Origin of the sequence: Thalassomonas sp. RHCl1 (assembly GCF_947387555.1) — a bacterium.
Lineage (GTDB): Bacteria > Pseudomonadota > Gammaproteobacteria > Enterobacterales > Alteromonadaceae > Thalassomonas.
In genome coordinates, this window is sequence record NZ_CANDNZ010000006.1 from 187,724 (window position 1) to 200,737 (window position 13,014).

General features: G+C 48.4%; 11 protein-coding genes and 1 riboswitch. Of the genes, 6 read left to right on the forward strand and 5 right to left on the reverse strand.

The window, feature by feature from the left end:
• Window positions 1-101: 101 nt before the first annotated feature.
• Complete coding sequence (locus tag QL234_RS17910; RefSeq protein WP_281559174.1) at window positions 102-1,580, reverse strand: protein adenylyltransferase SelO; 1,479 nt, start codon at window positions 1,578-1,580, stop codon at window positions 102-104.
• 145 nt (window positions 1,581-1,725) lie between these two features.
• Here QL234_RS17910 and QL234_RS17915 point away from each other — a divergent pair, with 145 nt between their 5' ends.
• Entirely contained in the window at window positions 1,726-2,046 is a 321-nt protein-coding gene (locus QL234_RS17915) for a DUF3630 family protein (protein WP_281559175.1), read from the forward strand.
• A 15-nt stretch (window positions 2,047-2,061) separates the two neighbouring features.
• Here the strand turns inward: QL234_RS17915 and QL234_RS17920 are convergent, their stop codons facing one another.
• Window positions 2,062-3,081, reverse strand: coding sequence for a diguanylate cyclase (locus QL234_RS17920; RefSeq protein ID WP_281559176.1), 1,020 nt, complete (start codon window positions 3,079-3,081; stop codon window positions 2,062-2,064).
• 379 nt (window positions 3,082-3,460) lie between these two features.
• Window positions 3,461-3,543: riboswitch (cyclic di-GMP riboswitch) on the reverse strand.
• A gap of 279 nt (window positions 3,544-3,822) precedes the next feature.
• Here QL234_RS17920 and QL234_RS17925 point away from each other — a divergent pair.
• Together QL234_RS17925 and QL234_RS17930 are read left to right on the forward strand one after the other, a co-directional pair.
• Window positions 3,823-5,670, forward strand: a complete 1,848-nt coding sequence (locus tag QL234_RS17925; RefSeq protein WP_281559177.1) for a hypothetical protein — start codon at window positions 3,823-3,825, stop codon at window positions 5,668-5,670.
• A gap of 13 nt (window positions 5,671-5,683) precedes the next feature.
• On the forward strand, window positions 5,684-6,223 hold the full coding sequence (locus tag QL234_RS17930) for a hypothetical protein (protein WP_281559178.1): 540 nt from the start codon (window positions 5,684-5,686) through the stop codon (window positions 6,221-6,223).
• A gap of 19 nt (window positions 6,224-6,242) precedes the next feature.
• Here QL234_RS17930 and QL234_RS17935 read toward each other — a convergent pair whose 3' ends face one another.
• A complete protein-coding gene (locus tag QL234_RS17935) occupies window positions 6,243-6,494 on the reverse strand; it encodes a hypothetical protein (RefSeq protein ID WP_281559179.1) in 252 nt (83 codons plus the stop codon).
• Window positions 6,495-6,710: 216 nt separating this feature from the next.
• On the opposite strand from QL234_RS17935, the gene tesB reads away from it, so the two are divergent.
• A complete protein-coding gene (gene tesB, locus QL234_RS17940) occupies window positions 6,711-7,568 on the forward strand; it encodes an acyl-CoA thioesterase II (protein WP_281559180.1) in 858 nt (285 codons plus the stop codon).
• A gap of 42 nt (window positions 7,569-7,610) precedes the next feature.
• On the opposite strand, the gene QL234_RS17945 is transcribed toward tesB, so the two are convergent.
• Together QL234_RS17945 and QL234_RS17950 are read right to left on the reverse strand one after the other, a co-directional pair.
• Window positions 7,611-8,867: a mechanosensitive ion channel family protein gene (locus QL234_RS17945; RefSeq protein WP_281559181.1), complete on the reverse strand. Its 1,257-nt coding sequence runs from the start codon at window positions 8,865-8,867 to the stop codon at window positions 7,611-7,613.
• 49 nt (window positions 8,868-8,916) lie between these two features.
• A complete protein-coding gene (locus QL234_RS17950) occupies window positions 8,917-9,861 on the reverse strand; it encodes an acyltransferase (RefSeq protein WP_281559182.1) in 945 nt (314 codons plus the stop codon).
• Window positions 9,862-10,403: 542 nt separating this feature from the next.
• Here QL234_RS17950 and proB point away from each other — a divergent pair.
• A complete protein-coding gene (gene proB / locus QL234_RS17955; protein WP_281559183.1) occupies window positions 10,404-11,513 on the forward strand; it encodes a glutamate 5-kinase in 1,110 nt (369 codons plus the stop codon).
• 19 nt (window positions 11,514-11,532) lie between these two features.
• The gene (locus QL234_RS17960; RefSeq protein WP_281559184.1) at window positions 11,533-12,795 is read left to right on the forward strand and encodes a glutamate-5-semialdehyde dehydrogenase; all 1,263 of its coding nucleotides are present in this window, start codon (window positions 11,533-11,535) and stop codon (window positions 12,793-12,795) included.
• Window positions 12,796-13,014 lie beyond the last annotated feature (219 nt).

The following is a 13,014-nucleotide window of genomic DNA, read 5'->3' on the forward strand; positions in this document are numbered from 1 at the left end:
TAAATTGGTTCCAAATCAAATAAAAGTGAAAAAAATTCATAAGTGGCACTTTTTTTCCTTTACTGTTTTTTACTCCCCTGCTGTTGGTGTTTTTTAACGGCTCAGGTGCCGCAAAAAGTACGGTAATGACGATCGCCGTCGGCGGGTAAATCCTGAAATTTTGGGGTTTGCGGCAATAAGTTGTAAGGAGTGCGCAATACGGTGAGAAAGTCCTCTATTTCCCCGCTGTCCCCGTTTTGCTCGTATTCCGCTAAAATAGCCTCGACATGATGATTTCTCGGGATCACCTGCGGATTGGTTTGTGCCATTAAGGACTTTGCCGCGTCGTCCGTTATGTTTTCATCAGCCAGCAAAGCACGCCATGTTCCGTACCAGGGACCCAGCTCATGGCTGAGCTTTTCTGCCTGTTCCGGGTTTTCCAGCGATAAGGTCAGTCTGGTAAAGGTTTGGGTATAATCTAATTCCTGGTCCTGCATTTGGGCTAACAAGTCGTTGCCCAGGGAGTTTTCCGATTTGCTGCCTGATGCGGGAAGGCTTGGCATGCCCAGCTTATTGGCTAACATCAGTTTATGGGCCAGTTCGAAGTCCTGACCAAATTGGCGGATCAGCGGCTCAGCCAGAGCAACGGCTTTTTCCGGGACTTCATCGATCAGGGGCAGCAGGGCTTCTGCCAGTCGTGCCATATTCCATTGGCCGATAGCCGCCTGATTACCAAAGGCATACCGGCCCCGGGTATCGATAGAGCTGAAAACCGTGCCCGGGTGGTAAATGCCCATCATGGCGCAGGGGCCAAAATCTATGGTTTCTCCGGAAATCGCGGTATTGTCGGTATTCATCACCCCGTGGATAAAGCCGACCCTGAGCCAGTTGACGATCAAGGTGATTTGTTTATCGATCACCGCATTGAGGAATTGCAGCACTCTTTGGCTGAGATCTAAGTCGGGATTGAGGGCTATTTCGGGAAAATGGCGATTAATGGCAAACCCGGTTAAGGTTTCCAGCGAATCGAGATCTCCCCGGGCGGCGAAATATTCAAAGGTACCGACCCGGATGTGGCTGGCGGCGACCCGGGTAACGACAGCCCCCGGTTTTGCCGTCTCCCGAAAAACCAAATCGCCGGTTGCCGTCACCGCCAGGCAGCGGGAGCTGGGGACGCCGAGGGCATGCATGGCTTCACTCATAATATATTCGCGTACCGCCGGGCCTATGGCGCATTTGCCGTCTCCCTGGCGGGAAAAACGTGTCTGTCCCGAGCCTTTGAGCTGGATATCATAGCGCAAACCGTTATCGCCGAGCACTTCACCGAGTAAATGGGCGCGGCCATCTCCCAGCTGGGGATTAAAGCTGCCAAACTGGTGGCCGGCATAAGCCTGGGCTATCGGATCGGCACCGTCCGGGATGCGGTTGCCGGAGAAATACTGGGCCAATAACGCTTTATCCCGGCAAAAATCTTCAGTCAGCAGCAGCTGATCTGCCAGTTCCTGATTCCACAGCAACAGCTGTGGCCTGGATACCTGTGCGGGGGAAGTGCGCTGATAAAACACATTGTCGAGCTGGCTGTAGCTATTGGAAAATTTCATCTTGGTTTTGGCTGTTACTGAGCGGGCACTCCGGTTATCTTATCATGTCCTGATAAGAGAAGCGTAATAACCGGATGTGATTTATTCTTTTGCTAAAGGGGAGTAATATTGCCGTCATGATTCTCAATATTTTCCCGGAGCCCTTATGCCGCAAACCCGTTCGTACTTACCGGCCAATATACAATTAGTCGATCAGCAGATGATCACCCTGGTTTTCAATCCATACTGGGACCAGGAAGATATTGCGGTATTAACTGAGCTGATATTAGCAGCCCTGGGGCGGGTTTCACCAAAAAATACTGTGGTTGGTGCGGACCGGGAGGACATTCATTTTTACTGGCGCGATGTCTGTTATATTCTTTATTTTGAAACCAATAGCCAGTCCTGCTGGCTCGAAGCCGAAAGCGCCGAAGATCACGCCTTATTGAGCGAAATGTATCAGCTGCTGGTGCAGGAATTGTCCTGAATGAAGCGGTAAAAGTTAATTTTCCGGGGCCGTGGCCACCCGGTTGCGGCCGTCTTGTTGTGCTTTGGCGACCGCTTTGCGGCTACGCATTAAGACCTGCTGTACCGGCTCGGGAGCCGTCATTTCACTGATCCCCAGTGAAATCGTGGTTTTCGGCAGTCGGGTGCCGGTCTGGCTGCTGATAAAACGTAACTTTTCTATGCCCTGCCTGATTTTTTCGGCGATCTCCTTGGCGACGGTACTGTTGATATCCGGCAATAAGATAACAAACTCATCGCCGCCACTGCGCACGGGTAAGCCGCTTTTATCCACATAACTGCTGATTTTGGTGGCGATTTTCGACAGGATGACGTCACTGATCAGCGGGCCGAAATTATCGCTGTACTGGAAAAAGTGGTCGATATTAATCGCGATGGCCGCAATTTTCCGGTCGGGCACTTCTTTAAACCACAATTCCAGGTGTTGGGCCATGGCTTTGGTATTAAACAGTCCGGTTAAGGGATCCAGATATACTTCCTGGCGTACTTCTTCGAGTTCATCCAGTAAAACCGCGGTTTGCTGTTGAGACCTTTTCAGTTTTTTTAGCAGCTGACGCTGTTGCTGTTTTAAGACAGTGGCGCTTTTGAGCAGCTGCTTCAGCGCCCGGGCTGACTTGGTTTGATCTCCCGAGGTTATTTCTGCTACCCCGCTTTCAAGATCGTCGATAAAACGACTGGTACTGGCACAGGAGCGCTGGCAGTTTTGACCGAGATCTGCCGCGAGATTGTCCAGATCTGTGACTATCTCCTCCCGGAATTTACTCTGCCCGAGAATGTATTGGCGGTAGCTTTCTTCGATAAAAAAAGCATCGAGGCGTTTATGCCGGCTAAGGCGGCGTTTTATTGCGGTGATCAACGGGGCGTTTTTGCCGTCGATATAATCATAACCGACAGCATAATTAACCGGCGTGGCGGGCAGCTGCCATTGCTGAAGTTGTGCTATGGCCCGGTTCATTTTTTGATTCGCTTGTTTTATGGAATCATGGTGTTTCACCACGTTACCTCTTTTTATTATGCTTCTGCCGGGCTGTTCTTTGCTATTCAGCGGACATGAATTAAACCACAAGCCAGGGGCGCTGCTGATGCCTTTTGCTTGTTAATTGCAAACGAAAGAATTATTTGCCTTCAATGGTCCCTAATTTATAACGTTTGTGATCACTTATCTGGGAATAGCGGTTATTCTCCTGTAAAACAGGAAAAACGTCTACCGTTAAATTGTAAAGATGAAGAAAGTCCGGAAGCTAACAAAAAGCAGATAAAAATTACGGGAAAGTATTTCGGATAAAAAAGAGGGAAGGCTAGCAAAGTTACCGTGGGAACAACCGAAAGCGATCAATAAAAATAAGCCCCCACTATATCTCTATTAAGCGTATAAACCCGGTGGTTCCGCTACCCTAGGTTTCCCCTTAGGCCGGTAACTTTGCGTCCCTGGTTTTCACCAGGTTTGCCTTTATCAAGCTTTTTCAGCTCACCCAACATTATAAGGCCGACATTTCAGATGTAAACCAAAATTATTCATACCAAAGCAAATCTTTATTAATGCTTTGATTTTACAGTGCTTTAATGCCTATTGTCCGGCAGGTGCTTTTCTGTTTCTTTAAAGTCAAATCAACACCGGCTTTTCCTGTTCACCCGGTATATTTTCAGGGTATATTATGGGGATAAACTATGACCCGCCCGACGAGCATTAATTTTTGCGGTGTTTATTCAGCGCAGAAAAATGGAGTGATTACCACAGATGAAGTTGTGCTCTTTGATTCTTCTTTTTAGTTTGATCGGCCTGCCAGTGTCGGCACACCAGCAAACACAAGAATATTTAGCGATAGAGGAAAATATAACCCGGGTAGAAGATTATTATTTGCGCCAGGATGAAAACTTACCTTATGAGGCCGTGGTTAATTTATCGAGTCAGGTGGTGCAAAACCGGCAATATTACAGCAGCCATACCCTGGCTAAAGTTTTTGCCCTGCTTGCGGATGCCGCAGCCAGTAAAGGGGACTTGGTCGGTGCCATGCAATTTGCCCGGGATGGCCTGACAATCAATATCATTGAACCGTCCCTGCGCTTAAATCTCTTGCTTAAGGTGGCAAAAGGCCATTTTGCCAGGGGCAATTTTCAGCGGGTATTTGATATTGCCGGGGAAATGTTAGTCTTGGCTGACGGGGCGCAAGCCATAAAATATCGGCTGATGGCGCTGGCCTACCGTGCGATGAGCAATGCCCTGTTAAATTATGCCGAACAGGCACTGTCGGATCTGCACCAGGTGGAACTGTTGCTGGCCAGGCATCAGGAGCTTTCCCAAACCCTGGAGTTATTGCAGTTGCTGGCACAAACCCGCTTTTATCTGCATGATTATCAAAGTGCGTTAAGCATGCAGCAAGCCATTTTAAAAATGCGCTTTGATTTATCGAAAAAAAAGAATATAGAACAAACCTATCTCCAGTTGGCGCAGGCTTACCGCTTTAACGGCAAACTCGATGATGCCTATCATGCCTTCTGGGAGGCGAAAACCTTTGCTGAAGAAAAGTCCGCCGCGATTTTGGTCGGTTATGCGCAGTTGGGGCTAGGACAGGTTTTATTCGCCCAGGGGGCCTATGGCGAGGCGGACAAGGCGCTGGTAAAAGCGGAAAGTTTATTTAAAGAGGAAAACCTGAAAAGTCCCTACCTAACCACGCTGATCGCTTTGGCGAAAACCCGTCAGGAACGCCGGGGGCCGGCGTCCGCTTACCCATATTTGCGGCAGGCGGAAAAGCTGGCGGAAACTATGGAGCTGGCCCGGGAACATATCGACCTATATCCGTTATTGTCGGCCATGTACCGGGGGAAACAGGATATTCCCCGGGCCCTGCATGCCTTGCTTACCTATACCGAGCTTCATGAGCAATTTCTCCTGAATAAACCTTTGCCGGCCCTTGAAGGCCCGGCGTTACTGACCAGCGAGAAAAGCAAACAGCTGGCGGCTAAGCTGGTAGAAAAAAATGCCCTGCATGCCAGTTTTTCTGAAAAATACCAGATACAGCAAAAAATCATTATGATTTTGGCGGTGCTGGTGATCTTGTTAATGCTGTTTTTACTCGGCGGCTGGCTAAAATATCGGGCGAAAAAGCTGAATCTGGCATATGACGAAGTTGAACAGGCATCGGATGTACTGGCTAGCCCGGTGAAGATCAAACAGATTTACCAGCTGGCTTATAAAATGGCGCGTAAATACGAGTACCCGCTGACGGTGGGTTATTTATCCATTAATAACTGGAAAGAGCTGAGTTTTCGTTTTAATAAAAAGATATTGATGGAAGTGACTAAAACCGTCGCGACCTTAGTCAATGAATATTCCGGGGAGTTTGATCGGGCGGGTATGCTTGATGAAGGCGAATATCTGCTCTTGTGTCCCCATCAAAGCGGACAAGAAGTGGAAGAAAAATTACGTAAGCTGACGGAATCAATTAAAGTACGTTTTTTTGCCAATTTAGGTGAGTTTTCAGTTAACATTACCTTCTCTTATGATGTGCCAAGTGTTCAGGATATAGATCCCTATGTATTTCTGGCGAAATTAACTGACTCTATGGGAAATAAGTCTTTATCGTAACAGGTTGTAAAATATGATTTTTGTTCTGTCTTTATTGCTTATCTTTGTTTTGGTAAGTGTTTATTTTTTCTTCCGTGCTGAGAAATTGCAACAGGAACTGCGGCTGGCCAAGCGAGATGCCACCAATGCCCAAAAAGAAAATAAATCCCTGGTGGAAGTTTTATTGCAGGTGTCGACCCGGTATGAAGAATTTTCCCAGCACAGGCTGCAAACCATTAAAGACCGGGTGGCTCAGTTGGAGGGGGAAGACAGGCAACTGCAGATTATTAGTCCGTTAATTAAAAATTATTCGCTTATTTTCCGGGAATCTATGAAAGGTAAGGCGCAATTGAAAGCCATTACCCAGAAATGTTATGAAAGCCAGAAAAAGCATTCTTATAAGGAATTTACCACTTTTATTGCCGGCTGTGAGTCTCATGTCAAACGTATGTGGTCCGGCAATAACCTTAATGGCTTTATCTCTCTGGTAGAGGCGTTGTTATATGAACAAAACAATCAGTTGCTTGACCGCATCAGCGAGAAAACGGCAGAGCCAGAGGCGCAGGAAAGGTAAGGTCTTTTCGGGGGCTTGGTTAAGCCCGGATAGTGATCTTTGGCTGGGTATCGATATCGCCGTCGGCGGTGATGGTGGCAGCCTCCCGGTTACACATCAGCACCGCCAGGTTACCGGCACGGCTGCAGCGGATAAAAGCCAGATCATAGCCGAACTGGGTCAGGCTGCTGGCGGCAAACTTTTGCGCTAAAGTCAGCTTGTCCCACAGCATTGATTTATCGGGGGAGTGGTGTCTTCTTTCTAATAATGTATCCCTTGCGAATTCCTGCACGTACTTCTCCATTGATGTTTAACGCTTAGTTATTTTATATCAGACAATGAGTAAAATTAGTCCGAAGATAAGCCCAGTATAACAAACTGTCTGATAATTCTACAAGCCGGCAATCTTAGCCAAGCCGCTCGCCGATAGCGGGCACAGGAATCTATTTGGTATCTGTTATGTCGCTACGTATAATAACGTATCGTTTAAACAACTATGTGAGCTGATATGAGTCAGGTATTAGATGATTTACTGGCATTGTTAAAGTTGGAAGTCATAGAGCAGGGATGGTATCGCGGTCAAAGCCAGGATCTGGGGTTTCGCGCCCTGTTTGGCGGCCAGGTTATGGGGCAGGCACTGTCGGCGGCACAGGAAACGGTGGCGGCAGATCGTTTTGTGCATTCCCTGCATTCGTATTTCCTGCGTCCGGGTGATGCAAAAAAGCCGGTGCTGTATGAGGTTGAAAATATCCGCGACGGCGCCAGTTTCAGCACCCGCCGGGTTAAGGCGATTCAAAACGGTAAAGCCATTTTTTATATGACGGCTTCCTTCCAGTTAAGTGAAAACGGTTTTGACCATCAGGATGTGATGCCCCAGGTGCCGGGCCCGGAAGGGCTTGCTTCTTACGGTGATTTTATTCACCAGCATCAGCTGGCGATCCCTGAGCCTATCCGCGGACTGTTCCTGGCAGAGAAACCGATAGAGATCAGGCCGGTACATCCCTATAACTGGCTGAAGCCGGAAAAAACCGACAGCAGCTCCCCGGTATGGATTAAAACCAGCGGTCCGATGCCGGACGACTTGCGCATACATACCTATATGCTGGCTTATGCGTCGGATTTTCATTTTTTACCTACTGCCTTGTTTCCCCACGGCGTCAGCCATTGGCAGCCTAATTTTCAGATTGCCACCATAGATCACGCTATGTGGTTCCATCGCCCGTTCCGGTTTGATGACTGGCTGCTTTATGACATGCAAAGTCCGTCCGCCAGCAACGGCCGGGGTTTAGTGAAAGGACAGATCTTTAACCGTCAGGGTGAACTGGTGGCGTCTACCATGCAGGAAGGGGTGATCCGCCAGCGTTAACGGCTGCTTTGTTTTCCCGGAGATTTCTTATCCGGGAGACTTTTATTCGGGAAAACGTGCTTTGCCTTGCTGCCAGTCAAAGCCGGTTGGGTGCTGGAAGATACGCAAGCCAAAGTGGGGCGCCATAGCGTATAGATGATCAAAGATATCGGCCTGGATGCCCTCGTAGTTGACCCAGGCCTGTTCTTTGCTGAAAAAATATAATTCCAGCGGTAATCCCGTGCCTTCGGCAGGCAGCTGACGCACCATGCAGGTCATCTGCGGGTGTACCTGGCTATGTTGTTTCAGATAAGCCTGGATATAGGCGCGAAAGGTGCCGATATTGGTGAGTTGCCGGCTGTTGACCTTATCCTCTTGAGTTACCCCGGCCGCCTGGTTGCTAAGGGATAGCTGCTGACGTTTTTCGGCCAAATAATCTTTAAGCAGTACAATATCACTGAAACCGTCGATTTGCTGCTCCCTGCAAAAATCTATGCTGGAAATATCAATCCAGATGGCGCGCTTGATGCGTCGCCCGCCGGAATGGTACATATCGCGCCAGTTTTTAAAGGAACCGCTGGTTAAGGCATAGGTGGGTATGGTGGTGATGGTCTTATCAAAATTTTGAACCTTGACCGTGATCAGGCCAATCTCCAGCACATCGCCGTCGGCGCCGTATTGCGGCACTTCGATCCAGTCGCCGGGAGCCACCATACGGTTTGCCGATATTTGTATGCTTGCCACCAGGCCTTTAATGGTATCCTGGAAAATCAGCAGCAATACCGCGGTTAACGCCCCCAGGCCGCTGAGCAGGTAAAGGGGGGAGCGCTCGAGAATAAAGGAAATGGCCAGTATGGTGGCCACCAGGTACACGATAAGTTTAAGCACCTGTATGGTGGCATTAAACGGCAGATAGCGTTCCCGCGAGCTGCGCAGGTACAAGGTTTTGATGACATTAAGCAAGGCGCTGATACAGAAGGCGACCTGGAAACTGATGGCACATTTGGCCGCTACCTGTAAAAATCGGCTGTAGAGCTCATCCGGCGGTAAGAAAACCGGGGTCAGGAACAGCAATAACAAAAAGGGCACCAATAGAGCGATACGGGAGAAAACCTGATGTTCGATCAGCAGATCATCCCAGCTGTTGCGGGTACCGATCACCAGTTTGTGCACCAGTACCAGTACCTGGTGTCTGGCCAGGTAGTAGCCGATGGCGGAGATCAGCAGGATAAGCCCGGTGCCGCCAAGCAGGACGGTAAGGGGCAGGTAGGCATGGCTGACGCCTTTGTCCGCCAGCCACATTGTTAATACTTCATGCATGTACTTGCTTCCCCAGGTCCGGGCATTTTCCCGGTGGCTTGATACCAGTTTAACTTACAGGATTTTCCTTGGAAATTGTCTCTTGTGATGAGCACTTCTCCCTGTGCTGCTCAGTCATCCCCTTTAAGGTCTCATCTTTTTCCAGCCATAGCTGATTGACCCATTGCTGGAAACTGATTTTAAATTGTCTGTCATTAAAGTAATCGCCGATCATTGAGCTTTCTATCGGGATGATGTCTATGGCGACGACAATTTTATTGACCCGGCCGGAGATAAAGTCCAAAAAGCTGGGGATCCCCTCGGGGTAATGAATCGTCACATTGACGACTTTGGTCAGATGCTGCCCCATGGCTTCGAGCACAAAAGCGATGCCGCCGGCTTTAGGCCTTAGCAGGTGCTGAAACTTAGATTGCTGCTTGCTGTGTTTGGCCGGGGTGTAGCGGGTGCCTTCGATAAAGTTCATCACGCTGACCGGTTTGTGTTTGAATTTTTCACAGGCCTTGCGGGTGGTTTCTATGTCTTTGCCCTTCAGCTCGGGGTGCTTTTTTAAAAAGCTCTGGCTGTAGCGCTTCATAAAAGGAAAATCCAGTGCCCACCAGGCCAGGCCTAAAAAGGGGACATAGATAAGTTCTTTTTTCAGGAAAAATTTCAGGAAAGGGATCTTGCCGTGTAACAGGCGTTGTAATACCAGGATATCTACCCAGCTTTGGTGGTTGCTCAGCACCAGGTACCAGTCCTGCATGGTCAGGCTTTCACTGCCGGTGACGACAAACTCGGTTTTGCTGAACAGCTTTTGGTTAAGGGTATTGACCGCGACCCAGTTACTGGCCATCTGATCGAGTAAATAGCTGAAAATTTTCTGCCATAACGGCAGCGGGATCAGTGCCTTGAGAAATGAAAAAACAATGATCGGGCATAACCAGAATAAGGTGTTTACTACATAAAGCAGAAAGGCAAAAGTTGCTTTGAGCGGGCCGGGAAGAAAATTTAACATATCAATTCAGGCTTAGTTGTCAGCTGTTAAAAAGTTAAGGGTTCGCACATAAAGGTGCGACAGTTACCGTCTATCCGGCGACAGCGGTTTTCAACAAGGCCGTCACTGAATATTGAGTAGTTGTTAAAAGGCTAATTTATCATATTCCGGGTGTCTACCGCCAAATAAATTATTTTCTCAGCGATTTTCTTTAACCGGATCAAGTTGTTTTCTCTCTGAGTGTTTATTGCTTTTGTCAATAATGCCCGCTTGGGCACAAAACCTGGTAAACATCTTGTTAATATCTAGAAATGAACTGTTGTTTTTTGACTTTTCCCGAAAATGCCCGCTGTCTGCCCCGGGTAAAATAACAGCTATTTTGTGGTTAACTGAGTTTTGCACCGGGTTATTTTTACCGGCAAGCGGTTAAAAAAGCGCTGATTTAGTCAAAATACGCTCAAAGGTGCAAAAATCGACTTTTTGTTGAAAAAACCGTGAAAAGTTGATTGCAAATCACCCTGTTTTCAGGTCATTCTTAGGGTAACTGATTTGAGGGGGAAGTAATGAATTTTAACCGTGTGGTGATTAAAGTCGGCAGTGCCCTGGTTGCGCCGGATGCCAAAGGGTGTAGCGGTAAATATTTACTGGCAATTGCCCGGTTTATTACCCAGTGCCACCAGGCTGGTAAAGAAGTGATTTTAGTCTCGTCCGGCAGTGTTGCCGCCGGGCGTAAGTTGATCCAGCACGGCTCCCCCGTTCCCTCTATTCCCACCAAGCAGGCCATGGCGGCCGTCGGCCAGATGCAGATGATGGCCAACTGGCAAAGGTTTTTCGATGTACCCTGCAGCCAGCTGCTGATCACCCACGGTGATTTAAAGGACAGGCAAAGATATATCAATATCAAAAATACCCTGCGTATTTTACTGGAAAACCATGTCATTCCCGTGGTCAATGAAAATGATACCGTGGCCACGGATGAACTTAAGGTCGGGGATAACGATAACCTGGCGGCGCTGGTGGCCCTGGTCAGTGAAGCGGATCGCCTGCTGATTTTAAGCGATGTCGACGGGGTGTTCGATAAAGATCCCCGCAGCCATGATGATGCGAAAATGTTGCCGGAAATCACGAAAATCACGGCGCAAATTTATGCCATGGCCGGGGGGACAAAAAACCACCTGGCCACCGGCGGTATGCAAACTAAAATTCAGGCGGCGGAAAAAGCCGTGGAAAATGGTATCGACACTTATATTATCAACGGCACCAAAAGTGACGTCTTTGAGCAGCTGCTCAAAGGGGAAAACCCCGGTACGCACTTTATTGCCAGTCAGGGGCTAACCAAAGCCAGGAAACACTGGCTCAAGCATACCTTGAAAAGTGACGGCCAGGTGTTGGTGGATTTGGGGGCAGTGAACGCGGTCGCTGAGAAAGGTGCATCACTATTGCCTTCCGGCATTCTGGATGTGCACGGAGAGTTTGTCGCCGGCGCATCGCTGGAAATCGTCAATGCCGATAGCGGTGAAGTGATCGCCAAAGGGATTTGTCAGTATGGCCACAGGGATCTGCAACAGATTAAGGGGCAAAAAAGCGATCAAATTTATCAGTTGCTGGGCTTTTGCCCGAGCAAGGTGGTGATCCACAGGGACGATATGGTTGTGCTGACAAAAAACGGCTAATTAATTACGGGTAGAGAAGATGACTGAAAATAAAAATTTTGATATTGCTGTGGCGGCCGGGCAGGCAAAAGCCGCGAGCCGGGTGGTGGCCCAGTTAACAACCGCCGAAAAAAATGCCCTGTTAACGGATATTGCCGCGGCTATTGTCGCCGATACTCCTGCTATTCTAAAGGAAAATGAAAAAGACATCAGTGCCGGGAAAGAGAAAGGCTTAAGTTCAGCCATGCTTGACCGGTTATTGCTGACGGAGCAAAGGGTGGCGGATATTGCCGAGGCTATCCGGGAAATTGTTACCTTAACCGATCCCGTCGGGGATATCCGCAACCTGGCCTTGCGTCCCAACGGCATGCAGGTGGGTAAGATGGCAATCCCGCTTGGGGTTATTGCCATGATTTATGAAGCGCGACCCAATGTGACCGCAGAAGCGGCGGCCTTGTGTATCAAATCCGGTAATGCCGTGATTTTACGCGGCGGCTCGGAAGCCATCCACAGTAATCTGGCCCTGGCTCAGTGCCTGCACAAGGTGCTGATGCAACGGGGCATACATAAAGATATCGTGACCGTGATCCCGGATACCAGCCGCAGCGTGATCGAAACCTTACTGAAACAGTCGCAAAGTATCGACCTGGTGATCCCCCGCGGCGGTGAAGGCCTGATCCGCTATGTCACCGAAAACAGCCGCATCCCGGTGATCCAGCACTTTAAAGGGATATGTCACTTATTTATTGATAAATATGCCGATATTAATAAAGGCTTAGCTATTCTCGTTAACGGGAAAACCCAGAAACCCAGCGCCTGCAATGCCCTGGAAACCTTGTTGGTGCACCGGGATATTGCCGGAACATTTTTGCCTGAGGCGGCCAGGGCGCTGTCCCCTGCCGGGGTGAAAATCCATGCCTGTGAACTTAGCCGTGCTTATTTTGATGATGCCGAATTGGCGACAGATGACGATTATCATGCCGAATACCTGGCACAGGAAATTGCGGTTAAAGTGGTGGACAGCTTTGATACGGCCATCGGCCATATCAATGAATTTACTTCAGATCATACCGAAGTCATTGTCAGCCAGGACTATAGCCGGGCACAGCAGTTTATTAAACGTATTAATTCTTCCGTGGTGATGATCAATGCGTCATCACGTTTTTCAGACGGCGGTCAGCTGGGACTGGGCTCCGAGATCGGCATCTCTACCAGTAAGTTGCATGCATACGGTCCTATGGGATTAGAAGCGTTAACTACTGAAAAATTTGTTGTTTTTGGTGATGGGCAGATCAGAGAATAAAAGAAAGTTTACATGATGTTTGAAGGTCTTTAAGTACTGCCACTGGCTCTTTATCTCAAGGAAAGGTTGTTGTTTTGGTATGGATAAATCTGAGATTAATAGTAAAGGAAGACTTATTGGAAACAAATAAATAAAAGCCAGTTAACCTAAGTCAATTGGCCTTTTATTTATATAGTCGCTAAGAGTTTTAAAGTTAAAATTTTACGGAAAGTTATCGAT